The following is a 24,664-nucleotide window of genomic DNA, read 5'->3' on the forward strand; positions in this document are numbered from 1 at the left end:
TTGAGGGTGCTCAACAAGGGACTCGATCAAAGCTCGAAACGACGCACTAGGGCAGCCGAATCGTCACCTCGTGCAGCGTGCCGCTGAACGCAAAGGGCAGGGCATACGCGTCACTCACCGGAGAGCCAAAGCCCCGCCCGACACCAAACGCCCCCCAAAACGCCGAGTTCAGGGAAAGCGCCACTGATCCAGATCCCACCCCCCGCCCGTCGACCAGCAGTGTGCCTCTGCCCGCGCTTCGAATGCCTGGGCTCCCAGGGGACCGCTCCTGCTCAACGAACTCGAATCCGACGGTGCATCGTCCCTTCGGCAGCAGTTCCTGCGAGGTGATGATCGTCCGGCCGCCTCCATACTCGTGGCTCTCATAGAACAGTCGGCCTTCCTGCGCATAAAGCACGAACCCGGACCACCGGCAGCCCCAGGACACCAGGATCCCGGACGTCAGTTGATCAGTGATCGTGACATCGGCAGTGATCCGATGCGTTCGAAGAAAATTTGGCGCGGCGATGCCCAGCAGGCGCGGCGATCCGGCCGGGAACCGGACAATTTCGGTGCCAGGCGTCGACGCATAACCGGTGCCAGTCAAATGGGTGTGCATGTCCAGCGCACGCAAAGGCAGGACGTTGTTCGCGGCAGCCTCCGCATCGAACAGCGCCCGCAGATCCGCCAGCTTCTCCGGATGCATGGCAGCCAAGTCCCGCGCCTGGCTGAAATCGGCCGCCACATGATACAGTTCCCATGGGTCGGCCTTGAATGGCTTGCCGCCTCGGTGTCGCGCGGCTGCCACCCATCCGTCATGGTAAATGGAACGATTGCCCCACATCTCAAAATACTGCGTTTTGCGGCGCGACGGCGCGTCCGCCTGAGTGAAGGTCGCGTCAAAACTCAGGCCGTCGAGGGGAATGGTTTTCTCCCCATTGTGGGTCGCCGGAAATTCGACGCCGGCCGCGGCATAGATTGTGGCGGCGACATCGGAGACATTGGTAAACTGACTTCTCAGGCCACCGACATCCTTGATGCGGGCAGGCCATGACACCACCAGGGGATTGCGCAATGCCCCAAAGTGCGAGGCAAAGGATTTGTACCATTGGAACGGGGCGCCCACAGCCCACGCCCATCCGGTGGGTATACCCGTCAGGAGCTGCGCTTCACCGAGTTCGTCCAGTCTCCGTAGAGTGGCCGCCGGCGTCCCGGCCAGCGGTGGACCGGGACTCCCTCCGTTGTCTCCGAATATGTAGAATATGAGCGTGTTCTCGCCGCCGGGACCAGCCCGCACCGCCTCAATCAGGCGATTCACCTCGTGATCCGTGTGGGAGACAAAGCCTGCGTAGGCCTCCATTTCAGATGCATTGATTTTCTTCTGCTCCGACGTGAGCGAATCCCATGCAGGAAGACCGGAGGGTCGAGGCGTCAGCCCGGCATCCGCAGGGATCACTCCCAGCTTCTTCTGGCGTTGAAAAACCTCCTCGCGATACCTGTCCCAGCCCTGATCGAATCGCCCGCGATAGCGCTCAATCCATTCCGCCGGAACGTGAATCGGGAAATGAACCGCGGCGGAGGCAAAATAGAGGAAAAACGGGCGGGCCGGGGCCGTCCTCCGCTGCGCCTTGACCCAGGCGATGGCCTCGTTGGTCAGGTCAGTCGTGAGATGGTAGCGCCGCCCCGTCGTGGATGTCGGTTCGACTGGCGTCGTATTGCGATACAGCGAATGGGGCTCCCACAGGGAGGTCGCCCCCGGCTGCATGAATCCATAGAAGTAATCAAACCCAAGCCGGGTCGGCCAGCGGTCGAACGGCCCGGAGGGCGACATTTCCTCCCAAGGCGTATTGTGCCACTTGCCGATGGCCGCGGTGGCATAGCCGTTCCGATGCAGCACGTCAGCGATCGAAGGGACATTGCTTTTCCACCGGCAGTCGTAGCCGGGTCCCTTCCCCGCCCTGTCGGTCAGCGTGCCAAAACCTGCATGATGGGGATTGAGGCCCGTCAGCAGCGCGGCCCGCGTCGCCGTGCAAATCGCCGCCACATGGAAATTGTTGTACCGGAGGCCCTCCGCCGCCAGCCTGTCGAATCCAGGCGTCCGTGCGGCGCCACCGAAGGCGCTCGGATCGGAGAATCCCGCGTCGTCGATCAAAATGACGACAATGCTGGGTTCCGCCACCGCCGGCGCCGGAGCGGAAAACAGCGCGGAGATCCCGCAACCCCAGAAGCTCAGGGCGCCTGCAAACCATCGCCGGAATGGAGGGATGCTTTTCATGGCAAACCGGCGGTCAGGACGAAGCGATGAGTGACATGGGCGGGAGAACTCGTCGCAGCGGGGAGCACTGTCCTCGCACGCCCGGCCAGTCATGCCGCCACGGCATCCGTGTGTCGACACTTTTCCGTCCCGGACCGCCGGTTTCCCGCGCCCCTCATTCTCGCCGACCCGGGGCGCCAGCCGCGCGCCGTTCCGCCGGAAATCCGGCTGAAATGAAGTTAAGTGTGGACACTTGTGACGGTTTCACGTTCGCTCCGGCGAGATCACCAAACCGCGCGGCGCAATCCGCCGCGCACGCCCGCCCCCCATGAGACTCGCCCGCAAGAAAACCCTCGTCACCGGAGCCGCCAGCGGCATCGGAAAAGCCATCGCCCTGCGCTTCGCCGCCGAAGGCGCCCAGGTCGCAATACTGGACATCAACGACCCCGCCGCCAGGGCGGTGGCCGACCAGATCAACGCGGCCGGCGGCAGAGCCTGCGCCTGCCATTGCGATGTCGGTCAGTCCGCCGAGGTCCAGGCCGCGTTCGACCAGGCCGTCGCCTTCCTCGGCGGCCTCGATATTCTGGTCAACAACACCGGCATCATCCGCCAGTCGGCCGTCGTGAACATGCCCGAGGCGGAGTGGGACCTGATCATCCGCACCAACCTGAAGAGCGTCTTCCTGTGCACCCAGCGGGGCCTGCGGGAGATGATCAAGTGCGGGAGCCGCGGGCGAATCATCGCCATTTCCAGCATCCATGCCGTCCTGAGCGAGCCCAACTGCGGGCACTATACCGCGGCAAAGGGCGGCATCGAGGCCTTCATCCGCACGGTTGCCACCGAGGCGGCCCCCCACGGCATCACCGCCAACTTCATCCGCCCGGGCGCAACCTTCACCGAACTGACGACGCCCATGTACACGGATTCCGTGAAGCGCGCGCTTTTCGAACGCGTGCCGATGCGGGAGATCGCCGAAGCCGGCTGGATCGCCAGCGGCGCGGTTTTTCTGGCGAGCGACGAATCGCGCTACATGACCGGCCAGCATCTGACAATCGACGGCGGGTATGTGATGGACGGCTCGCTCCCGGGCGCGAAGTACTGGGAGAAATAGACTCTGCCGCCGCTCCTCACCGCCTCCATCACGACATGCCAAACTACCTCGACATCAGCATCCCCACCTCCCCCGCCACCACGGTGTTCCCGGGCGACCCTGCGCCGGATTTCCACTGGCCGGGCTGGACCCACGAGAAGGGGAATCCCGCCAACGTGGGATTCTACCGCGGAGGCCTGCATCATGGAACGCATGTCGACGCTCCGTGGCACTTCATCAAGGGCGGCCGGCGACTCGACGAGATGCCGCTCAAACACTGGGTCGGCCCCTGCGAAGTGCTCGATCTCCGGCACCTCGATCGCTGCGTGGACGCGGCGGCGCTCGAACGTGCGGGCATCGCCCCGGATACCAAGCGCCTGCTTTTCCGCACCCGCAACGGTGAAATCAACTACTGGGAGCAGCCGTGGAATCCGAACTTCATCTATATTTCTGATTCCGCCGCCCGGTGGTGCACGAAGCGCGGCATCCTGCTCGTGGGACTCGACTACCTCACGATCGATCCCCCAACGGAGCCCACCTTTCCCGCTCACATGGAGCTGCTCGGCAAGGGGACGCTCATCCTCGAAAACATCTGTCTTCGCGAAATTCCGGCCGGCCGCTATGAACTGCTGGCCGCACCAGTGAAGCTGGTCGGGGTCGACGGAGGCTGGTGCCGGGCCTTGCTTCGCTCCCTCTAAACCGCGTCCGCGAATCCCACCGACCGTTCGGCGGTTGCAGCCGCAACGGCGGACTTTCTTGAACCGCGGGTTCCAGGCACCCTCCGGGTTTCAGGTCTATGACCCCATTCCTCTCCCTCATTTGCGACTCCTCCATGTTTTCACTGAACGAAAAAAACACTCTCATCACCGGCGCAGGCTCAGGTATCGGCACCGCCATCGCAGCGCTGTTCGCCAAAGCCGGCGCATTCGTTTACGCCGCCGACATCGACCACGCGGCTGCAGAAGCCCAGGCGAATGCCATCCGCGCCGCCGGTGGCCGGGCTGAAGCACTTGGACTCGATGTGACCCAGGAAACCTCCTGCGCCGAGGCTGCACGGCTGGTCTCCAAGCGGCACGAGGCACTGGATGTGTTGGTCAACAACGCGGGCATAGGCAGCGTGGGAACGCTGCTGGAAGCCACCGGCGCGGATCTCGACCGACTCTATGCCGTGAATGTGCGGGGCATGTTCAATGTCACCAAGGCTTTCCTCCCAGCCATGGTGGAGCGCCATTCGGGGAATATCATCAACATGGCATCCATAGGCGGTGTCGTCGGCATACGCGACCGTGTCGCCTATTGCACAACGAAGTTCGCTGTCGTCGGTTTCACAAAGTGCCTGGCGCTCGATCACGCTGCCGCCGGCATCCGAAGCAATTGCATCTGCCCCGGTCGCGTCGAAACTCCCTTTGTAAAGGCGCGCCTGCAGGAGTACGCCGACCCCGAGGCGGCCTGCCGTTCCATGGCATCCACCCAGCTTTTTGGCCGGATGATCCGGCCTGACGAAATCGCCGCCGCCGCCCTCTACCTGGCAGCTCCGGAATCCCACATGGTGACTGGCACCACATTTCTCATTGAATGCGGCTGGACCGCGGGAAAATGACCGCCAGCCGACGGCTTACGTCCCGGCGTCGCTGCCATGCAGGGCTGCCAGTCTCCGCCTCAGGTATTTGGCGGAGGACCGAATGTGATGCCGCAGCGCCTTCCGGGTCGTGGGAAGGTCCTTGCGACGAAGTGCGGCGAGGATGGCCTGGTGTTCCTCAATCGAATTCCGCAGGGCCGTCTCATCCCTGGCCACGATCTGCTGAAGGATTTCGATGAAAGTCCAAAGTTGGTCGATGGCCTGCTGCAACCACCGATTGCTGCAGTGGCCGATCCACAACTGGTGCAGTTCCGCATCCACGTTGTGCGCGGACCGCCGCCTGGTTTTCTTTTCCAGGCTGCGTTCGAGGCTCTCAACGCGCTTGCAGAGCACGTCCACCTTGTCTGCCGGTATTGCCTCGAACGCCTGCTCCAGGGCGATGACCTCAAGCACCTCGCGAAACGAGTATAGATTCATTGCGTCCCGCGCTGTCAGGAGCCTGACGAGCGGTGCCCGATTCGGTCGAAGTTCCACGAGTCCCAAGGCGGCCGCCTGACGGACCGCCTCGCGCACCGGCGTGCGGCTCACGCCCCACTCTTTCGCCAGTCGCGCTTCCCGAAGCGGGTGCCCCGGCTTGATTTTCCAGGTTACGATCGACCCGATAAGCCGGTCGGAAACCCCTTCAGACAATTCCGTCGTTCGTTTTGCTTTCACTGGCTCGTGGGCGGCATTCACCTGCTGGGGACGCAGCCATCTGTTTCGCAGCCGGATGCGGATTCACTCAGGCTTCTTCGTGCACTGCGCCGCCGCCCCATCCGGCAGCGGCGGAGTCGGTCCCACGCCAGCGGGTGGCAGCGTGCCGTCCAGTTCCTGGCGCCAGTGCGCGACGTCGCCACCGGGGCAGTAAATGTACATCATGTGGAGCGGTTCGTCGCCGGTATTGGTCAGTTGATGAAAAACTGTCGGCGGAAGGAACACCGCCTGTCCGGCTGAGATCTCCCGGCGCTCGCTCCCCACGCATATCTCGCCCGTGCCCTCGATGATCATGTAGACTTCCTCCTGCTCCTGATTGTGCCAGGGCACCTGGCCTCCTCGAGGTTCGAGCACCACATAACCCATGGCGAATCCCTTCGCCGCAATCGGCTGACCGGCCTGCCCAACCATTCCCCTGGTCCAACGACGAGCAGGAAACGTGCGACCCGGTATCTTGGCAATGTCTGCAATAATCATGGTCATGCGAGCCCGCCACACAAACGTTCATGTGGCACGCATAAAATGCAGCCGGCGCCTCCACGATTGGCGCCAATGCACTCCCAAGACTAAGGGCGTGTGCAAAATTTAATTCCCACTTTCGTTTGGCAGGAGAGTGTAGTTCCAATCGGGGAGCACAGGGTGTCGATGAAGACTGATTTTGTCGATTTGGTCCGGGGCGAGTTTGATGCCGGTCAGGTAACGCTTGGGATTCAGTTCGCAGGCGACGGTGAGCCCGGAATCGGTGCGGGTCTGGCGGATGAGACGCACGATCGTCGCATGGTCGCGCAGCGGCTGGCCGGCCCATTGTTTGCTGATTTCGGAGAACAGCCTGTGTTCGATGGGATTCCACTTGGAAGCGCCGGTGGGATAGTGGCAAACGGTGACGCACAGCGCGAAGGGGTCGACGAGCTTCGTTTGCAGGGCGTGTTTCCAGAGCCGGCAACTGGCGCCGTTGCTGCCGCCATTGTCTGCGAGGATGAGCAAGCGGGATGCGTTGGGATAGCGGCGACGGCCGTCGTGCAGCCACCAGTGCCGGATCGACTCGGCGGCGAAGTCAGGGGTGTTGCGGGAGGTGCCGATCGAGACGTAACCGCGATTGGCCGCGCCATCGTAGATGCCATAAGGGATGGCGATGCCCAAGCCGAGCGAAGGGAAGTCGTGGTCGTGCACCGGCAGTGGCGCGCGACTCCACACGCGGCCCGGATTCTTGAACTGGCCGACCAGTTCGCGTTTTTTGGTGTCGACGCTGATGATGGGAGCGTGCTCCGCGGTGAAGCGGCGGCGCTGCCGGGTGAGATAACGGAACTGCCGATCGCGCTCAGGACAGGACTGGCCGAGGCTCTTGCGGTTGGCGTGCAGTGCGTAACCAAGTTTTTCCAACAGGCGGCGCACCGTGTTTGGACAGACCCGCAGGTGCAGCCGGCGCAATTGCCGGCTGATCTGACGCAAACGCAGACCGGTCCACAATCCGCGCCGGCCCATCGGATCGCCGGCGGTGTCGGCGGTCAGCAGCGAGCGGAGGTTCGTCAGGATCTCCGCCGTTTTTTTTCCACCGGCTGGCGTCCGGCTCCGGCCCGGCGGACGCGCCCGTGCAATACCTGGCCGGTGAGCAGTTCGCGCCGGCCGCGTGCCACGGTCGCCGCATCCAGGCCCAGCAACCCGGCCATCCGTCGGTCCCCGCCATGACCGCGCTGCAGGCTTTCCAACCCGGCGTAGAGCCGGCGCTGCTGCTCGTCGAGCAGGCCGTAGAAAAGGGCGACTGCCGCCGGCAGTTCGTCGTCCCGGCCCTGCCTGGCCGCCCACTGCTCCTGCCAGCGGGCGCGCTCGGCGGCGCCGTGGAGGTAACGGTCCGGACAGGGCCGGCGCTGCAAGCGGTCGCGTTGCACCAGCTGGCGCAACGCATCCTTGCACGGCACGCCGACGACGGCATCCAACTCCTCGGTGAAGTACCCGGCCGGCGCCTGAGTGGTGAGCACGGCCACGGTGTCGAGCAAAGTGCCATGCCGGGAAAAACGAACGTCCTGATACGACCAAAGTCCCTGAGCATCATAACGAGCGATCGAGTGGAGAGTGTAATACGCTCCCCGATGCGAATAGCTGGTGGTGTAGTCCAGCGTGGCGAGTTTGCGGAAAACCGTGAGGTCAACCTCGGTCCCCAGCGCCGCTTTCAGTTCAGGCAAGGTGGCCACGGCCTGACGTTGGAAAACCTCGACGAGTCGCTCCGCAGAATAGTGAATCCGATTCATAATGTTAGCTTAACGCCAAAACCCGGCGAGTCGAGCGTTAATATAACATCCACTCCATCTCAATCACCACACGACCGGCCCTCGTGTTTCTCCTCTAACCGGATCCATAGATCTGCCCAGTCTTTCTTCCGAGCACGCCCGTCCAATTGTACTCTTTACGCTCCATTGAATGAAGTTATTTTTGCACACGCCCTAAGGGGCAGGTTCCGCCGGGCGGGGCGTGGTTTCGGGACCAACCCCGGAAGATGGTTCGACTGCGGTCTCGATCGCGGCGGGCACCGCCTCAGCCGTCACGCACTCCGAAACACTTTCGATCGATGGCACGGGAGCAGCCTCAGGTGGGGGCTGGGGTGTCGGTGCTGATTCAGCAATTGGATCCGAGCGCGGTTCGGGGGTGGAATCGCGGGATGGCTCCGGAGCAGGCGCTTCGGGAAAATTCTCGGGATCGTGCTCCGCGCTCTCGATCTCCTTTTTCCGCGCCTCCACCATCGCCGGCGCAGCAAACAGCCTGCCATCGAGGAACTCCGTCACATAGCCTTCCGTCACGAGCCACCGCAAGTCGCCCTGCATGCGCGTCAGCCGGTTCTGGTCCTCGGCGCTGAGCATGGTCTGATGCGGCTCCAGTCCTTCTGCTGGTTGCGCACCGGCCGCAGCCGCCGTGGGCGCCCCCGACAGCCCAAGCAGTTTGCCGGGAAGGTCACCGGCCCTCACCATGGGATTGGACTCGATGAACGCGATGAGACTTCCAATCGTCTCGGAGAACGTCTGACCCGGCACCCGGAACTTCCGTTTTACCGCGCAAACATAGCTGATCCCCTTCGAGCCCTTCTTGAAAATTGTGAATCCTTCACGGCGCAGACGACCGCGGAGCGCATTCGCAGTATCCAGCGGGAAGCGACGCTGCCGTTCGAGGGCGCCTTCAACGGAGCGGCGAATTTCTCCGGGCGGCATTGTTGCCGCAAGCGTTCCATGGAAGCGTGCATTGTCGACCGACTTGACAATTTTGTCGCGCGCCTGAGTCAAAAGGTGCAGCCGCGCCTCCTCGAACGAATCAAATGCCACGACGGGAGGGGGCTGACCTTCCACAGCCGGCGCATCCGCCTGTTTCCAAGTGTAGCGCGTGGCCTTCTTCATCTTTTCCAGCCATTGATTGACAACCTCGGCATCACGCACCGACTCGACCCGGGAGCGGTAAACCTCAAGTGACATTCCCCGGATTCTGGAGCTGAAATGCTGCTGGAGAATCTGATTGTAGCGGTGGTAGTTCGGCGGCCCAAGCAAATCGCCGGTCACTCCACAGCGGTTGACGATCAGGTAATTGCCCTTTGGCGGCTCAACCTCGACCTCCGCAATGTCAAAGAAAAGCCCAAGGTGTTTCTCAATGACATGCGCGATTGCGCTCTCTTCATTTTCAAAGGGAATTCCATCCGGGACGGACAGGTAGATCGGCGCCGGCTTGCCTCCGGCAGCCGCTGGCGCAGCCGCAGGTGCTTCGGCATGGGCCGCGTCCGCCGGTTTTCTCGCGAGCACGACTACAAAGCGCTCGGGTTTGCCAATGACAGTTTTCGCGATGTCAAATAGCTCAAAGGTGCGGCATGAGCTTCGGATTGTCTTGGACAGCGCGGCAAAGCTGGCGTCTTCCGGATAGAATGTGACCGTGAAGTAAGGGCTGATGTAGGGACCTCGATCTTCATGACGCACGCCTGCGTGCGCACCCTCGCGGACTCCAAAACGCGGACCACGCTCGCCATGACCTCCCCTCCTGTCTCCGCGTCCACCACCGTGCCCGTTTTCGCGTCGGGGCATGCCCCGTGCCTCACCCTGCCCACGGCCCCGAACATCCTCAAGGCGCTCCTGCTCACGCCGCCCTCCAGGCGCGCCTGCATTCGCATCGCGCGACTCGCCGGGTTGCGGCGCACCACCGCCCGGTCTGCGGAAGCCGCGCCGATCGCGGTTCAGCGCGCCCGTCCCCGGCGCGCCGTGCGCCTCGCGGTCGCGCCGGTCATGGCTGCGACGCGGCGCATCCTCACGACCGTCCGCTCGCGGGCGCGGCTCGTGTTTTTCCTGCGCCCATTGGGTTCCGAAGCTGAACCCTTGGAGCTGGCTCAGATCGAGTTTGTTGAAATCCTTTTTGGAAGGATTCTCGGTGGATGGCTTTTCGTCCATGACGGAGGTCGGGCGGGGATGTGCCCGCGTGGTTTGCGTGTAGGAGGCCCAGTCTCCACGGGCCCAAGGGTGTGGCAAGCGCTTTCCCTGCGGGGAAAATCAGCATCTGGCCGGATGCAACCCTCGATCAGACACCTCTCCCTTTCCTCAGGCAGGGGCGTCCAACGGCGGGCTGTCCGCGGAGGAATCCATCGGTGGAATCATAAGCGCCAGAAGATCCTTCTCCGCAGTCTCGCAGATGGTCTCGAGGGGCAGGTCGTTGCGGTCCCCGCCAAAAGGATTTTCGATCTCAACCCCGATTTCGTCGATTCCCATGAGAATGTAGGCGCTCAAAAGCGTGTAAAGGATGGTCATCCAACCAAAGGATCCCACCAGCGCGAAAGGCAGCGTCAGGAGGTAAAGGACAAGGGCCCTGCGGAGGTGAACCACATAGGCGAACGGCAGCGGCGTGTTCTTGATGCGCTCGCACTCTCCAATCTGCTCGAGCAGACTACGGACCATGCCATCAATGGCAATCACCGCGCGTTCCGCAAACGTTCCCGCGGGACGATTCTCAACCAGGGGCGCGGTGATTCGCATCGCCACGGCGGTGGGCACATGGGGGGCGGAAAGCACCCCCTCCACCTCCGCCGCCGGCAATCGCCGCACCATCGGCCCAAGTCCGCGGCCTCCGCGCAGCGAGTGCATGCACGCGTAGGGGAAGGCTGCGGTCCACAGGATGACCGCATTGCTGAGCGCCGGATGCCCCCCGAGCAGGGTGCGGGAGGAGCGCGCAATGTTGCGGCTTTCGTTCAGGATCCGAGCCCACGACTTCCGCCCCTCCCAATAGCGGTCATACGAGGAGTTCGTGCGAAACACCAGCAGCAGTCCGAGGGCGACACCGATCAATGCATGCACCGTTGGAGGAATCTCAATGTGCCGCACATACCGATGCAGCGCCACCACACAAACGCTCCAGGCAACAACCACTCCAACGCGCAGAAATACCTTCGGGGAAATCGTGCCGCGAATCGCGAAAATCTGCGAGGACCAGCGATTCGGATCGTAGCTAATCATGCCGTGAATCTTGGGGTGCCATCCATTTCAGATGCATTCCCGCCTCCACGTAAAGTTAGAAGTGAAACTTCCCATATGTTTCATTCTCATCATCAATAATTTACACTAGCAATAGCCGGACGGTCAGCGCGCGGGGTCAGCGCCACTCGTGGCGTGGATACCGGCGCGAGAGCTCCGCCTTCACCTGGGGATACATCTCCCTCCAGAAACGAGTGAGGTCATCCGTGATCTGGATCGGCCGGTGGTTCGGAGCCAGCACCTCGATCTTCACGGGAATCCGCCCATTGCCAACCGTGAAGGCGCCATCAACTCCATAGAGCTCCTGTATTCGTGCACTCAATACAGGCGGTCCCTCCGGCGGGTACGTCAGGCGCGACTTCCGCCCATTGGCCATCACCAGCCGCTCCGGCAGGTAGAGATCGAGGACTGCAAGCTGTTCAGCCGTGAGCCATTCCCGCAGCACGGGCATGACGGGTTTCTCCTTCACGGCTCGGGCCCCGCGCTCTCCATGGCAGATCTGCTCGATCAGTGTTACCCGGTCCTCCGGGCGTATCGGGTTGACCTCAAGTTCCGGAAACCATCCGGCCAGGCGGTTCACGCGCGTGATCCACTGCTCGACTGAATCATCCCACGCCTCGATCTTGATGCGTCCCTCAACAACCTCGCGGGCGAGCAGCACGGCCGCCTCGGTCAACGGTGCGTCGTCAGTGCTCGACTTTGCTTCCAATACAAGATCGCGAAACCGCTTCTCCCTCCGCGCGACTACACGCTTCATCTGGGAGTCGTAGACAACACCCTTCGTCTCCCGGAGGTCTCCGGGAAAGACCTCTGCAAGCCAGGACTCCTCCACGGCAGTGGCGAGCGACAGCAGCACATTCACCTCGCCCCCGCGGCCCTCGATCTCGCTCACATCCGCGGCAACCAGCAGTGGTGCCTTCTGCACCGCGCTCTCCCTCGCCAGCACGCCCCTGCGGGCGTGCACGAGTTCGCAGCGCAGCGTGCCGGCATCCAGGCGCCTCGCGACCTGATCCGAAAATCCAGCCAGCACGCACTTGCGCACGGCGACTCCATCGAGGCCATGCTCCGCAGTATCCAGCCCTTCCCTGGACGCGATTTCCAGAAACTGCTCAAAGTGCGGACCCACCTGTCGTGCAGCCTGCGCATGAATGCCGATGCGCCGGCAGGCATCCACGCTGAATCCCGCGCTCTCGGCGTGCCGCCAGGCGCGCATCAACAAAAAGAAATCGCTCTCAGCCTCCTCGCCCAGCGCATCCTCCCTTGCCTCCTCCACTTCCCTCGCGACTCCACGCAGAAGAAAGTTCCGCCCCTGCGTCAGAGCCGCCATGAGCGCCACCGATCGCACGCAACCGCGCCGGTCCGCCTCAAGCAGCATGCGCGCGTAGCGGGGATGAGCGGGAAAGCGCAGCATCTTTCTTCCGATCTCGGAAATGCCAGCGCGCGATGCTGAACCTCCGTCGTTCCCGTCCTCACACGGCATCAGCGCCCCAAGGTCCGCCAGAAGGCTCTCTGCTCTCGCCAGCGCCTTCGCGTCCGGTTTCTCAAGCCAGGGAAAATTCGCCACATCATCCACGCCGCCGGCCTTCAATGCCAGCACCACCTCCGCAAGATCCAGCCGCTTGACCTCCGGCAGCTCCTGCCGCGGCCGCAGCGCATGCTCCCGCTCGGTCCAGAGTCGCACGCACAATCCGGGCGCCAGGCGCCCCGCGCGCCCCGCACGCTGGTCCGCGCTTGCCGCCGAAATCTTCTCTATCAGCAGCGTGTTGATCCCTCGATTCGCATCAAACCGCGCCATGCGCGCGAGTCCGCTGTCGACCACCGCCGTGACACCCTCGATGGTCAGCGAGGTCTCCGCGACATTGGTGGAGACGATGATCTTCCGGGTCTGCGACGGCGCGACGGCGCGGTCCTGAGCCTCCGCCGACAACTCCCCATGAAGCGGAACAGCGATGAAATCACGCAGCAGGCGCGAGCCGCCTAGCGCCTGGATCGTGCGGTTGATCTCGTATGCCCCGGGCATGAACACAAGCAGGTCCCCCGGCGTCCTGTCCGCGATGCGCTCACACTGCTCCCGCGCCACCTCCCAGACCGGATGCTGGTCGAAATTGACCGACCGCTCCAGGTACTCGATCGAAACCGGGAAACTTCTTCCCTCCGAGGAAAGCACCTCGCAGGGGGCGAGGTGCGCGCGAAGCATGCCGGCGTCGAGCGTCGCCGACATGACGATGAGCTTCAGGTCGGGGCGTGCGTCCCTCTGGATCTGCAGTGCGCGCGCCAGTGAAATGTCGCCGTGGAGATGCCTCTCGTGAAACTCGTCGAACACGATGACATCGACTCCACGCAGGCCGGAGTCGAACGACATCTGCCGCAGCAGCACGCCTTCGGTCACAAACCGGATCCTCGTGCGCGCGCTGGTGCGAGCATCCAGGCGTATCTGATATCCCACGACACCGCCCAGGGAATCGCCCAGCTCGCGCGCTACGCGCGCCGCGAGCATGCGCGTGGCCAGGCGCCGCGGCTGAAGCACGACGATCTCGCCGCGCTCTCCCGCAAAGCCGTGCCTGAGGAGCATCTGCGGAATCTGCGTGGATTTTCCCGATCCGGTCGGCGCCTGCACGATCAGCCGCCCATTGGTCCGAAGCGCCGCCACCAGGGAGGACTCGAGTTCATAAACCGGGAGATCGCGCGCGGACATGAAGGTGCACAGCGAAGCGGATCGACTCGTTGTGGCAAGCGGGGGATTCTGCCGCCGGTCACCGCTGTCCCATGTTTCTCCTCAAAAAGCTCATCGCCTCACTCCTCATGCCGCTCTCCCTCGTCCTGCTCCTCCTCTGGACCGGGTGGTGGAAAACTCGCGGAGCGGCAAAGCGATCCATCGGAAGATGGCTTCTCCTTCTCGGCATCGCGGGACTGACACTCGCAGCGAACAAGGGCGTTGGGATTCTGCTGCTTCGCCCGCTCGAAGCACAGTTTCCCGCGCAGCCGACACTCAGCGCAGAAGGCACCATTCCGGCCTCCCTTGCGGCCTGCACCGCCATTGTCGTTCTCGGCGGTGGCCACTCTGACACGGCATCCCTGCCCGCCAGCAGCCGGCTCAGTTCGTCGGCGCTCTCACGCATCGTCGAGGGCTGCCGCCTCGCCCGGGCGCTTCCCCACGCACAACTGTGGACAAGCGGACCCGGCGTATCCAGGCGTGGCGCGACGCACGCCAGCCTGCTCGCCGAAGTGGCGGTGCAACTGGGGGTATCTGAGCACCGGATTCGACGGATCGAGTCCGGCTACGACACGCAAGGCGAAGCGCGTGCATTCGCCCAGGGTCTCGACCACGGCGCACGCATCGCTCTGGTCACTTCCGCCTGGCACATGCCGCGAGCCGTTGCTTTGTTCAGACGCGCCGGACTCAAGGTCGTTCCGTGTCCGACCGACTTCGCCGTGCGCATCAATTCCGAATTCAACGCATGGGACTATCTCGGCTGCGATCTCACGGGACTCGAACGTACCCAGAAGGCGGTCTACGAATACCTTGGACTCCTTTGGGCGAAGATCCGTGGCAGGCTGTGAGCCCTGCGAATAGACACTTGCCTGTCAGCGTGGTCCGGCTGAATTTTCAGATTCGATGATTCGATCCAACGCCTCTGGAATTTTATGAAATCCCTGCTCCGTTCCGCCCTGCTCGCCACGATCCTGCTTCCCGTTCTGCAACTGACGGCCGCCGGCACATCCCATCCAAACATCATTGTCATCCTCGCGGATGACCTCGGTTATGGAGACATATCGTGTTACGGCGCCACGCGCGTGAAGACCCCCAATATCGATCGCGTGGCCCGGGAGGGAATTCGCTTCACGGACGCCCATGCCACGTCAGCCACCTGCACACCCTCGCGCTTCTCGCTCCTCACCGGAGAGTATGCCTGGCGCTACCCAAACACCGGAATTGCTCCAGGCGATGCGACGGCCTTGATCAAACCGGGACGCACCACCCTGCCGGGTCTCCTCAAGGCCGCGGGCTATGCGACCGCAGCAGTTGGCAAATGGCACCTGGGGCTTGGCGAGGGAAAGCCGGACTGGAATGGTGAGCTGAAACCCGGTCCGCTCGAAATCGGTTTCGACTACTGTTTCCTTATGCCGGCGACCGCCGATCGCGTGCCCTGCGTTTTCGTCGAAAACCATCGTGTCGTCGGACTCGATCCCAAGGATCCGATCGAGGTCAGTTTCGCCGGTCCCATCGGCCATGAGCCAACGGGCAAGTCAAACCCCGAACTTCTCCGCGTACATCCAAGTCACGGGCACGACCAGACCATCGTGAATGGCATCAGCCGCATTGGATACATGTCGGGCGGACACTCCGCGCGCTGGGTTGATGAAGACCTTGCAAAGACATTTGTGGAGAAGAGCACCGACTTCATCACAAAGCACAGGGACCAGCCTTTCTTTCTCTACCTGGCGACCCACGACATCCACGTCCCGCGTCCGCCAAACGCAAAATTCGCGGGCAAGAGCCCCATGGGACCTCGCGGCGATGTGATCCTGCAGCTCGACTGGACCGTCGGCGAAATTCTCAAGACGCTCGAACGTTTGAAGCTTTCCGACAACACTCTCCTGATTTTCACAAGCGACAACGGACCCGTGGTGGACGACGGCTACAAGGAACAAGCCGTCGAGCTTTTGGGCAGCCACCGCCCGAGCGGTCCCTGGCGCGGAGGCAAATACAGCATATTTGAAGCCGGGACCCGCGTGCCGATGCTCGTGCGCTGGCCTGCGCGCGTTAAGCCAGCCGTGTCCGACGCCATTGTCAGCCAGGTCGATTTCGCCGCATCGTTTGCAGCCCTGGTCGGCCAGCCTCTCGCCAAGGGCGATGTTCCCGACAGCCAGAACGAACTGCGCGCCCTACTGGGTGAATCCAAGGCGGGGCGCTCTGAACTGGTCGAACATGCCGGCGTGCTTTCCCTAAGAGAAGGAAACTGGAAGTACATCTCGCCCGGCAAGGGACCCGCGATGAGCTTGAACACAAACATCGAACTGGGCAATCTCCCCAAGCCGCAACTCTACGATCTCTCGGTCGATCCAGGTGAGACCCACAACCTCGCCGACAAGCACCCCGAAATCGTGAGCAAACTCCGCGATCGCCTGGAGGCCATCCGCAGGGCCGGCACCTCGCGGACATAGACACGCCGGTGCGCAGGTCGAACAGGTCGCGAGTACGCTATCTCTGACGCCCCGTTTTTCGGGACATCGGCTTTGTCGGGACGGCTTTCTTCTTCGCCTTCGTCCCTGCGGCCGACTTCGCCGCTTTCGGCGGCTTCATTGCGGCTGGGCGTCTGGTAGACTTGATCGACGTCGTCTTCTTTTTCGTCCTTGGCTTCGCTCCTGCCCTTGCCGGCTTCGCGGATTCCGCATCCGGGTTCAACAACCGGCTGAGCGACAGCTCCTCCGCATCCTTCCACAGGTTTTCCAGCCGGTACTCGTCCCGCTTCTCCCGCGTGAACAGATGAATCATCACCTGGTAGGCATCAACCACCGTCCACCCACTGCCCGGTTCACCCGTATCCATTCCGGCAATACGCGCTTTGCGGGAATCGAGGACCTTCTCCAGTTCGATTCTCAACGCACGCAGATGCGGCTCGGAGGTCCCGGTCGCCAGCACAAGAAAGTCCGTTATCGTCGATTGTTCGGACACCCGCAGAACGCGCAGGTCGACAGCCTTCTTCTCATCGAGGACACGGATGATTTCCCGCACCAGGCTGATTTCGGAGGAAGAATCGGAAGACATATTCATCGATACAACTGCTTCTGACGAATGTGCACAATGGCCTTGTGGGGAATAAAATAATCCAGGGACAGGCCGTTTCGAGCCCGTTGACGCAATTCGGTTGAACTGATCTCAACCAGGTGTCCGTCACACCGGATCAATCGAAGGCCTGGAATGGCTGGCGCGACTTTTGCAGGATGGCCCGGGCGCTCAAGGAAGATGAACTTGATCAAGGTGGCCAGGATTTCGATGTCCTTCCAAAGATGCATCTTGGGGAGCTGATCTCCCCCAATGATCCAATAGAGATCATCTTTCGGAAACTGCTCCCGGTAATGCCGGACTGAATCGATGGTGTAACTAGTCCCCCCCTTTTTCAGTTCGAAATCAGATATTTCGAATCGATGATCCCATTCAATCGCCGCCCTGAGCATGGACAGGCGATCCTCCGCTGAAGACTGAGTTTCCTGCGGCTTCAGTGGTGCCTGTGCCGCCGGAACCAGAAACAGCCGGTCCATCCGATGCTGCTCATACACATCCTGAGCTGCAATAAGATGGCCAAAATGGACTGGATCGAAGCTGCCGCCAAGAAACCCGATTTTCACGCGAGTCCGACCGTGGCCGAGGCATTCAACGCGGGCAAGGCCACGTTTTTGCCAGATCTCTGAGGTCCGATGTAAGAAATCGCAAAGAACTGCCACTCTCATGAAAACGCATGGCGTTGCCATGCGCTGACATAGTCCGCACCTATGACGCTTTCATTTGAAGGGGCACGTTCCGTCGTGACCTGGGATCGGGCGTCGCGTGACGTCGAAAGGTGAATGCCAGAATTCACCGTCTCCCACTTGCCGCTTCCGACCTCTGACTTTCGTCCTCCGACCGTTGACCTCCCCGCATATCTCCATCTCAGGCATTGACGGAAAATTGCCTCAACCGTTCTCTAGGGGAATGAGTGAAATTCCGACGGCTTCACCTTCCGTTAAATACAAACGCATCGTGCTCAAACTCTCGGGGGAGGTTCTACGGGGCAAGTCGGTGGATCCCATTGACGCCAGCGTGCTGGAACGCATCTGCGAACAGATAAAGGACATTCACCAGCTCGGCGTGCAAATTTGTGTCGTCATTGGCGGCGGAAACATCTTCCGCGGGCTCGCCGGAGAAAAGCGCGGCGTTGATCGTACAACCGGCGATTACATGGGCATGCTCGCGACCGTCATCAACTCCCTGGCGCTGATGGACTGCCTCGAAAAAATGGGTGTCACCACTCGCGTGCAAAGCGCCATTCCAATGAATCAGGTCGCGGAGCCCTTCATCCTTCGCCGAGCGATCCGGCACCTGGAAAAGGGTCGCGTCGTCATCTTCGCCGCAGGCACAGGCAACCCCTATTTCTCCACCGACACCACCGCCGCCTTGCGGGCATCAGAAATGCACGCCGAGATCATCATGAAGGCCACCAAGGTGGACGGAATCTACGACAAGGATCCGAAGAAACATCCCAACGCCGTCAAATTCGACGAAATCACTTTCGTCGATGCACTCCGGCAGCGCCTCAACGTCATGGATTCGACCGCCTTTTCGCTCTGCCTCGACAACAACGTGCCCATTCTCGTGTTCGACCTGAACGAAAAACACGCCATTCGCAGGGCAGTCCTCGGTGAAAAAATCGGGACCCTCGTGCGCAGTTGACCCCACACGACGCGTTTGCAGTCCCGACCGTTTGTCATCATTCTCCCGTCCAACCATGTCTCATCCGATACTTTCCGAAACGCAGGGCCGCATGAAGAAGGCCATCGAGCATACGCTGCATGAATTCAGCACCATTCACACCGGCAAGGCCAGCCCGGGAATGGTGGAGTCCGTCATGGTCGAGGCTTACGGATCGACAATGCGACTCAAGGAATGCGCCGCCATCAGCACGCCCGATCCCCGCACGATCGTCATTCAGCCGTGGGACAAGGGCCTCGCGCAGGCAGTGATCAAGGGCATTCAAACCGCCAACCTGGGCTTCAACCCTACGATGGATGGCGGCATCGTCCGCATTCCTCTGCCCGAGATGAGCCGGGAACGGCGCCAGGAGTTCGTCAAGGTCGCCAACCGACTCGCCGAGGAGGGTCGCGTCCATGTGCGCAACATCCGCCGCGACGCCATCGAATCCACGAAGAAGGCCAGGCTTCCCGAGGACGAAAGCAAGCGCCTGGAGAAAGACATTCAGAACGCGACCGACAAGGCGATCGCCGACATCAACCAGCATCTTGTCAGCAAGGAAAAGGAGCTGACAACCGTCTGATATCAGCGCGTCTCCGCCATCACACGGAACGCATCGCCTGGTCTCTCCATGTCCACACCCATCGCCGGGCGCCCGCGCCGCATTGTCGTCAAACTGGGAACCGGTGTCCTGACCCACGGCATCGGGCAGCTCAACACAGCAATTGTCGATGGCATCGCCCGCGAAATCGCCGGCCTGAGACAGCGCGGCACCGAGGTGATCGTCGTCTCCTCAGGAGCAGTCGGACTCGGCATGGGTGCACTCGGGCTTCAAAAAAAACCAAAGGATGTCTCCAAAAAGCAGGCCTGCGCGGCAATCGGACAGTCCCTGCTCATGCAGACCTGGCAGAAAGCATTCTCCCAGCAGAATCTCACCGTCGCCCAGGTGCTTCTCACCCACGAGGACCTTCGCAGCCGCACGCGCTACCTGGGAGTCAAGGAATGCCTCCGGCAGCTGATCGACTACGGAACCATTCCCGTCATCAATGAGAACGACACCGTGAGCGCGGCCGAAATCAAGTTCGGCGACAACGACACCCTGTCGGCGATGGTCGCTTCGTTGATGCAAGCCAGCCATCTCGCCATTCTTTCGACCGCGCCCGGTCTCATCGACATGAAGGGCACGGGGCGGATCGTACCCGTGGTCGAACGCATCACCCCCGAAATCGAAGCCATGGCCGGCGGCACGCAAAGTGAAACCGCAACGGGCGGAATGATCAGCAAGATCTCCGCCGCCCGCCTCGCGGCACAGGCCGGCTGCGGCGTCTTCATCGCAAGCGGCGCCGAACCGGACATATTGAACAGGCTGCTGTCCGGTGGCGGACCCGGCACCTTTTTTGTCCCAAGCGGACTTCCCTTGGAAGCTCGGAAACGCTGGCTCGCCTACTTTCAGCGCCCCGAGGGATCAATCGCCGTCAATGCATGCGCCGTGCCCGTGCTGCGCGACCAGGGCCGCAGCCTGCTCGCCGTCGGCGTCACAGGCGCCGAGGGTCGGTTTCAAGCGGGCGACATCGTGAATATCGCCGCACCGGACGGCACCATCTTCGCGCGCGGCAGGACGTCCTTTGGAAGCGACGACATTCCCCGCCTCGCGGAGAAGCACGGCGAGGACATGCGCGCGCTTTTCCCCGACCGCAAGCGCCACGAGGTCGTCCACCGCAACGACCTGGTCCTCCTGTAGGAGAGAAACACACGCGGCGCATGCACGGCGACAACCTTCTCCCCGCCAATCCCGGCGAAGCCCTTCCCGCCATCGATTTCCGGGGGCTTCTCAACGACGAACAGTTCGCGGCCGTCACCGCGCCCCCCGGCCCCCTGCTGGTGCTCGCCGGAGCCGGTTCGGGGAAAACGCGCACGCTCACCTTCCGCGTCGCGTACCTGTTGTCTCAGGGCGTGCGTCCCGGCGAGATTCTCCTGCTCACATTCACCAACAAGGCCGCGAAGGAGATGCTGCATCGCGTCCAGGATCTCACCGGCATCGAGCCGCGCCAGTTCTGGGGCGGCACCTTCCATTCGCTCGGCCATCGCGCCCTGCGCATGTTCGGCGAATCGATCAGTCTCCCGAAAGCCTTCACGATACTCGACGCCGACGAATCCGAATCCATGCTCAAGCGGGTGGTTGAGGAGACGGACTCGCAGTTCTTCAAGGACAAGACCAATCCGCGCCCGGGTCCGCTCTTCAGCGTGCTTTCTCTCGCGCGCAACACACAGCGCACGCTGGCCGACACCGTGGACCGGCAGTTTCCCCAGTACAAGGATATCGCCATCGCCCTGCCCGCGTTCGCCGCCGCCTATCAGCGCCGCAAGCGGGAGCAGAACGTGTGCGACTACGACGACCTTCTCGAATTGTGGCTCGACCTGCTCACGAAGGACCCTTCGGTAGCCGACTATTTTTCCCAGCGGTTCCGGCACGTGCTGGTCGACGAATACCAGGACACCAACACGCTGCAGTCGCAGATCGTCGATCGCATCGCCTCGCACCACCGGCTGATGGCCGTCGGCGATGACGCCCAGTGCATCTACTCCTGGCGCGGCGCAAACTTCGAGAACATCATGACGTTCCCCGACCGCCACGCGGGAACCGTGATCCACCGCATCGAGGTCAACTACCGGTCGACTCCCGAAATCCTCCATCTGGCCAACGGCGTGCTGCTGGCCCAGCCGATCGGCCGGCACTTCGACAAGGAGCTCAAGGCCGCGCGCAAGCATTCGCACAAGCCGTTTCTCGTCCAGGCCATGGACGAGCGCGAGCAGGCCGACTTCATCGTGAAGCGGCTGCGCGCGCTGGTTGAGGACGAGGGCGTCGCCCTGCAGGACGTCGCCATCCTGTACCGCTCCCATTTTGTCGCGCTCGAAACCCAGCTCGCCCTGTCCCGCGCGGGCATTCCCTACCTCATCACCAGCGGAGTGAAATTTTTCGAGCGCCAGCACGTCCGCGACCTCGTCGCCCTCATCCAGTTCGTCTTCAATCCACGCAATGAGTCCGCATGGGCGCGCATCGCCGTCCTGCTCCCGAAGGTCGGCGAGAAGGGCGCGCAAAAAATCTATGCGGCCGCACTCGAGCACGCCCGACTGCTTCAGCAGGATTTCCTCGATGCGCTCGCCACCGATGACGTGAAGTCAAAGGTCCCGAAGGACGCACGCGCCGAATGGGGCCACTTCTGCGCCTCGCTCGCCCAGGTGTCGGAGGCCATGGAAACCGCCCGGCCGGCCGTCGCGATCGAGAAGGCCATCGAAGGCTGGTACGGCGACTACCTCAAGGGCGCGTTCGCCGACTACCTCGATCGACGCGACGAATTGACCGCCCTGGTGGGCTTCGCCCAGCGCTACGACGAAATGGACGAACTGCTCGCCCAGATCGTGCTTCTCAACGGCGAAGCGAGCGACCGCCATGCCGACCCCGATGCCGATGCCGTGAGACTGACAACCGTGCACCAGGCCAAGGGACTCGAATACGCGGTGGTCTTTGTCATCGGCCTCGCGGATGGAGTGTTCCCCGGACGCAGAAGCATCGAAGCCGGCGACGTCGAGGAGGAACGCCGCCTCTTCTCCGTCGCCGTCACCCGAGCCCGTGACGAGCTCTACCTCTGCTTCCCAAGAGTGAATCTGCGCGGTGGACCGGGCGGCATGATGAACTCACCCAGCCGCTTCCTTCAGGAACTTTCGAGCAACCTGTACGAGCCGCTCCACCTGAATCGGCAACGCGGCTGGTGACGCCCCGCAGCGCTTTGTTCCCCGGAGCTCAGCCAGGACTCACCTTCGTTCAATCCCGAATATCGTTCCATCCTGCGGGCTCTCCAGCTTCACCTCGAAGCCTGTCTCCGCAAGCTGCCGGCCAGTCATCTCGTGCAGGACCCTGCCCTCTGGCGCGACGCTGATCACATACACATTGTCCTGCTCAAGTCCGGGAACAAACACGCGGCGTGAATTCTCGAGCGCGTTGTCGCGGAACACACCGACAAGGCCTCCAGCCCGCGTATCCGTATTGATGCGCGAGAATCCATCCCATGCGCCGGCCGCGGGTTCGCCAAATCCCGGAAGGTCGCTGCGGTACATCGCGTAGTCGTATTTCGCCTGCATCCGCTTGAGCCAGTCGGCCCATTGGCGGACGCGTTGCTTGCGCTCCGGTGGAACCGCGCGCAGATCGCCAAGAAATATGGGAAAAGCGCCGACCAGCGATTTGAACGACAGCTCCCAGTTCGGATCGTCCAGGCGCTGGTTTCCAATCACGAGCGCCGTCGCAGGCATCGCGGGTGAGCGCCACCAGGCCATCTGGCGCACACGCCAGTTGTCGAGTACGGCCGGATTGTCGAAGTTGCTGAGCCAGTCGCCCTCGGCATGCTCGCAGAGCGCGTAGTCGACCAGGTTCAGCTTTCCGATCGCCTCATATGTGCAGTCGATGAAAAGCTGCGGTACGGCGGCGTGCAGTTCGTCGAACATGCGCCACAGGGCGGCATAGATCGCACCATGCGATTCCGCATGATCGCGATGGCCCGGATGATCGGTTGCACAACATCCGGAGATCCAGGGATCGTTGACATACGCGCTGGCGATCACCGCGAGATCGAGCTTGATGTACTCCAGTCCATTGTCGCGCACGAGTCCGAGCAGCATCTGCTTGAAATGCTCGGTCCACCCCGTCGCCAGACAGGCGGTAACCCGCGTCTTCGACGAAGTGTTGTGCAGATAGATCGGCTTCTGGTCCGGCCCGCGCGCCAGCCATTCCGGATGCTCGGCATACACCGCCGAGTCCGTCGAAACCGCGCCAAGGCTCAGCCACAGGCCGGGTTTCATGCCAAGGCTCTTGACGTAGTCGAACACCGGTTTGAGCCCGCGGGGAAAACGCTTCCGGTCCACCAGCCAGTCGCCAATCGGGCGCGGCCCGGGCTTGTCCGTGCGATTCGCCTGCCAGCCGTCATCGATCACAAACTCCTCGAAACCCATCTCGGACGCTTGTTTCGCAAGGTCCATGACCAGGCGTTCATCGATATCAACCATGAACGGCTGCCAGGTGTTGTAGACAAACGTGGGCTTTCGTGAGAGCTCCGCCAGACGGAGTCCGAGGTGGCGTCGCACGAAATCGTTGACTGGCCCGTTGAGAACCGCCGTCGGAAACTCGTTGGCATACGGAACGATGAAAGTGCGCTCGCTTGCCCACCGCTCGCCTGGACGGAGCCACCGGCGAAACGCATAGGGTTCATCGGCGCGCCTCACACCCACCGCGAGTTCGTTCTTGTCGCCGAGAAAGGCCGAAACCCGCTTGAGCACGCCGGACGCCTCGTTTCCCACCGCCAGTCCCCACGTCGCGGCCCGCGCATCGAACTTCCCGGTCGAGAACAGCAGCATTGTCAGCGCATCATGCCAGTCGCCGAGATACGGGCCCAAATGAGCGCGACGGGCATAGTCCACGTACACCTGGCAGTGCACATCGTCATCGACGAGCTGCAGGCGCTCCACATCCACATTCTCAACCGCCACATCGGCGGATCCCGTGTTCTCGATGACCAGTTGCTTTCGTACAACCGGAAGGTCGGGATAAAGCAGGTAGACCACCTTCACGCGCAGGCTTCCCGGCGCCTCGAGAACAATCGCTGCGCCACGGCCTCCATGCGTGTCGCTCGCAGCCTCGCACCGCGGACGCTCCCACCTCGACGCACCGCTGAAGGTCCCGCCCCCCTTCAGATCGAAACGAAACTCCGCGCCCTTGTCCCGCGCCACCATCGAGCTCCCGGGAAATCCCGCAAGCGTCAGTTGAGCGCACGAAATGCCGTCCGGCTTCAACGTCACCACGCGCCTCACCACACCATTGTCGAGAACCAGCCGATTTTCATCCCACGAGGCAAAAGCCGGCGGGGCGGAACCCGCGGCCCGGCCTGCCGCCGCATCGGCTGGAGCCGGGCACGCGATCCACAACATCAATTGGAGAAGAGTGAACGCAGCTGTGATTCGGGAATAAGTCATGGTGTGCATGTGATGTGGGATCGATCGCTGGGTTGAGGATGCGGGCGCAGGC

19 protein-coding genes are annotated in these 24,664 nt (G+C 62.3%); 9 read left to right on the forward strand and 10 right to left on the reverse strand.

Features of this window, described 5'->3' with window-relative positions:
* Positions 1-46: 46 nt before the first annotated feature.
* The gene (locus HS122_01635) at positions 47-2,254 is read right to left on the reverse strand and encodes an arylsulfatase (GenBank protein MBE7537100.1); all 2,208 of its coding nucleotides are present in this window, start codon (positions 2,252-2,254) and stop codon (positions 47-49) included.
* 307 nt (positions 2,255-2,561) lie between these two features.
* Between HS122_01635 and HS122_01640 the strand changes: the two genes are divergently transcribed.
* The 3 genes from HS122_01640 to HS122_01650 all read left to right on the forward strand — a co-directional run bounded on the left by HS122_01640 (position 2,562) and on the right by HS122_01650 (position 4,923).
* On the forward strand, positions 2,562-3,344 hold the full coding sequence (locus HS122_01640; protein ID MBE7537101.1) for an SDR family oxidoreductase: 783 nt from the start codon (positions 2,562-2,564) through the stop codon (positions 3,342-3,344).
* A 35-nt stretch (positions 3,345-3,379) separates the two neighbouring features.
* On the forward strand, positions 3,380-4,021 hold the full coding sequence (locus tag HS122_01645; GenBank protein ID MBE7537102.1) for a cyclase family protein: 642 nt from the start codon (positions 3,380-3,382) through the stop codon (positions 4,019-4,021).
* 134 nt (positions 4,022-4,155) lie between these two features.
* Entirely contained in the window at positions 4,156-4,923 is a 768-nt protein-coding gene (locus tag HS122_01650) for an SDR family oxidoreductase (GenBank protein ID MBE7537103.1), read from the forward strand.
* A gap of 15 nt (positions 4,924-4,938) precedes the next feature.
* On the opposite strand, the gene HS122_01655 is transcribed toward HS122_01650, so the two are convergent.
* The 6 genes from HS122_01655 to hrpB form a co-directional block, all read right to left on the reverse strand.
* Positions 4,939-5,616, reverse strand: a complete 678-nt coding sequence (locus HS122_01655; protein MBE7537104.1) for a GntR family transcriptional regulator — start codon at positions 5,614-5,616, stop codon at positions 4,939-4,941.
* A 63-nt stretch (positions 5,617-5,679) separates the two neighbouring features.
* Positions 5,680-6,132 (reverse strand): cupin domain-containing protein, encoded by a 453-nt coding sequence (locus HS122_01660; protein MBE7537105.1) that lies wholly within the window; start codon positions 6,130-6,132, stop codon positions 5,680-5,682.
* A gap of 108 nt (positions 6,133-6,240) precedes the next feature.
* On the reverse strand, positions 6,241-7,458 hold the full coding sequence (locus tag HS122_01665) for an ISAzo13 family transposase (protein ID MBE7537106.1): 1,218 nt from the start codon (positions 7,456-7,458) through the stop codon (positions 6,241-6,243).
* A gap of 635 nt (positions 7,459-8,093) precedes the next feature.
* Positions 8,094-10,067, reverse strand: a complete 1,974-nt coding sequence (locus HS122_01670) for a hypothetical protein (protein ID MBE7537107.1) — start codon at positions 10,065-10,067, stop codon at positions 8,094-8,096.
* Positions 10,068-10,214: 147 nt separating this feature from the next.
* A complete protein-coding gene (locus tag HS122_01675) occupies positions 10,215-11,123 on the reverse strand; it encodes a hypothetical protein (GenBank protein ID MBE7537108.1) in 909 nt (302 codons plus the stop codon).
* Between the two features lie 136 nt (positions 11,124-11,259).
* Positions 11,260-13,836, reverse strand: coding sequence for an ATP-dependent helicase HrpB (hrpB, locus tag HS122_01680; GenBank protein MBE7537109.1), 2,577 nt, complete (start codon positions 13,834-13,836; stop codon positions 11,260-11,262).
* A 71-nt stretch (positions 13,837-13,907) separates the two neighbouring features.
* On the opposite strand from hrpB, the gene HS122_01685 reads away from it, so the two are divergent.
* Both HS122_01685 and HS122_01690 read left to right on the forward strand, forming a co-directional pair.
* Positions 13,908-14,702: a YdcF family protein gene (locus tag HS122_01685; protein ID MBE7537110.1), complete on the forward strand. Its 795-nt coding sequence runs from the start codon at positions 13,908-13,910 to the stop codon at positions 14,700-14,702.
* 84 nt (positions 14,703-14,786) lie between these two features.
* Positions 14,787-16,307 (forward strand): sulfatase-like hydrolase/transferase, encoded by a 1,521-nt coding sequence (locus HS122_01690; GenBank protein MBE7537111.1) that lies wholly within the window; start codon positions 14,787-14,789, stop codon positions 16,305-16,307.
* A gap of 37 nt (positions 16,308-16,344) precedes the next feature.
* On the opposite strand, the gene rsfS is transcribed toward HS122_01690, so the two are convergent.
* The gene (gene rsfS / locus HS122_01695; protein MBE7537112.1) at positions 16,345-16,911 is read right to left on the reverse strand and encodes a ribosome silencing factor; all 567 of its coding nucleotides are present in this window, start codon (positions 16,909-16,911) and stop codon (positions 16,345-16,347) included.
* A gap of 2 nt (positions 16,912-16,913) precedes the next feature.
* Complete coding sequence (gene nadD, locus HS122_01700; GenBank protein MBE7537113.1) at positions 16,914-17,492, reverse strand: nicotinate (nicotinamide) nucleotide adenylyltransferase; 579 nt, start codon at positions 17,490-17,492, stop codon at positions 16,914-16,916.
* 343 nt (positions 17,493-17,835) lie between these two features.
* Between nadD and HS122_01705 the strand changes: the two genes are divergently transcribed.
* The 4 genes from HS122_01705 to HS122_01720 are packed head-to-tail and all read left to right on the forward strand — an operon-like array spanning position 17,836 to position 22,365.
* On the forward strand, positions 17,836-18,573 hold the full coding sequence (locus HS122_01705) for a UMP kinase (GenBank protein MBE7537114.1): 738 nt from the start codon (positions 17,836-17,838) through the stop codon (positions 18,571-18,573).
* Between the two features lie 55 nt (positions 18,574-18,628).
* Positions 18,629-19,174, forward strand: coding sequence for a ribosome recycling factor (frr, locus tag HS122_01710; protein ID MBE7537115.1), 546 nt, complete (start codon positions 18,629-18,631; stop codon positions 19,172-19,174).
* Between the two features lie 48 nt (positions 19,175-19,222).
* Positions 19,223-20,332, forward strand: coding sequence for a glutamate 5-kinase (gene proB / locus HS122_01715; GenBank protein MBE7537116.1), 1,110 nt, complete (start codon positions 19,223-19,225; stop codon positions 20,330-20,332).
* A gap of 20 nt (positions 20,333-20,352) precedes the next feature.
* Entirely contained in the window at positions 20,353-22,365 is a 2,013-nt protein-coding gene (locus HS122_01720) for an ATP-dependent helicase (GenBank protein MBE7537117.1), read from the forward strand.
* Between the two features lie 39 nt (positions 22,366-22,404).
* Here the strand turns inward: HS122_01720 and HS122_01725 are convergent, their stop codons facing one another.
* Positions 22,405-24,612, reverse strand: coding sequence for an alpha-galactosidase (locus HS122_01725; GenBank protein MBE7537118.1), 2,208 nt, complete (start codon positions 24,610-24,612; stop codon positions 22,405-22,407).
* Positions 24,613-24,664 lie beyond the last annotated feature (52 nt).

Source organism: Opitutaceae bacterium (assembly GCA_015075305.1).
Classification (GTDB): Bacteria; Verrucomicrobiota; Verrucomicrobiia; order Opitutales; family Opitutaceae; genus UBA6669.

Excerpts from the sequence above, each read along its gene's own strand:
- HS122_01675 (MBE7537108.1), bottom strand. The coding sequence starts at position 11,123 with ATGATTAGCTACGATCCGAATCGCTGGTCCTCGCAGATTTTCGCGATT.
- HS122_01670 (MBE7537107.1), bottom strand. The coding sequence starts at position 10,067 with ATGGACGAAAAGCCATCCACCGAGAATCCTTCCAAAAAGGATTTCAAC.
- frr (MBE7537115.1), top strand. The coding sequence starts at position 18,629 with ATGTCTCATCCGATACTTTCCGAAACGCAGGGCCGCATGAAGAAGGCC.
- proB (MBE7537116.1), top strand. The coding sequence starts at position 19,223 with ATGTCCACACCCATCGCCGGGCGCCCGCGCCGCATTGTCGTCAAACTG.
- HS122_01635 (MBE7537100.1), bottom strand. The coding sequence starts at position 2,254 with ATGAAAAGCATCCCTCCATTCCGGCGATGGTTTGCAGGCGCCCTGAGC.
- HS122_01720 (MBE7537117.1), top strand. The coding sequence starts at position 20,353 with ATGCACGGCGACAACCTTCTCCCCGCCAATCCCGGCGAAGCCCTTCCC.
- hrpB (MBE7537109.1), bottom strand. The coding sequence starts at position 13,836 with ATGTCCGCGCGCGATCTCCCGGTTTATGAACTCGAGTCCTCCCTGGTG.
- HS122_01705 (MBE7537114.1), top strand. The coding sequence starts at position 17,836 with ATGAGTGAAATTCCGACGGCTTCACCTTCCGTTAAATACAAACGCATC.
- HS122_01725 (MBE7537118.1), bottom strand. The coding sequence starts at position 24,612 with ATGACTTATTCCCGAATCACAGCTGCGTTCACTCTTCTCCAATTGATG.
- HS122_01690 (MBE7537111.1), top strand. The coding sequence starts at position 14,787 with ATGAAATCCCTGCTCCGTTCCGCCCTGCTCGCCACGATCCTGCTTCCC.
- HS122_01660 (MBE7537105.1), bottom strand. The coding sequence starts at position 6,132 with ATGATTATTGCAGACATTGCCAAGATACCGGGTCGCACGTTTCCTGCT.
- HS122_01685 (MBE7537110.1), top strand. The coding sequence starts at position 13,908 with ATGTTTCTCCTCAAAAAGCTCATCGCCTCACTCCTCATGCCGCTCTCC.
- HS122_01645 (MBE7537102.1), top strand. The coding sequence starts at position 3,380 with ATGCCAAACTACCTCGACATCAGCATCCCCACCTCCCCCGCCACCACG.
- rsfS (MBE7537112.1), bottom strand. The coding sequence starts at position 16,911 with ATGTCTTCCGATTCTTCCTCCGAAATCAGCCTGGTGCGGGAAATCATC.
- HS122_01640 (MBE7537101.1), top strand. The coding sequence starts at position 2,562 with ATGAGACTCGCCCGCAAGAAAACCCTCGTCACCGGAGCCGCCAGCGGC.
- HS122_01650 (MBE7537103.1), top strand. The coding sequence starts at position 4,156 with ATGTTTTCACTGAACGAAAAAAACACTCTCATCACCGGCGCAGGCTCA.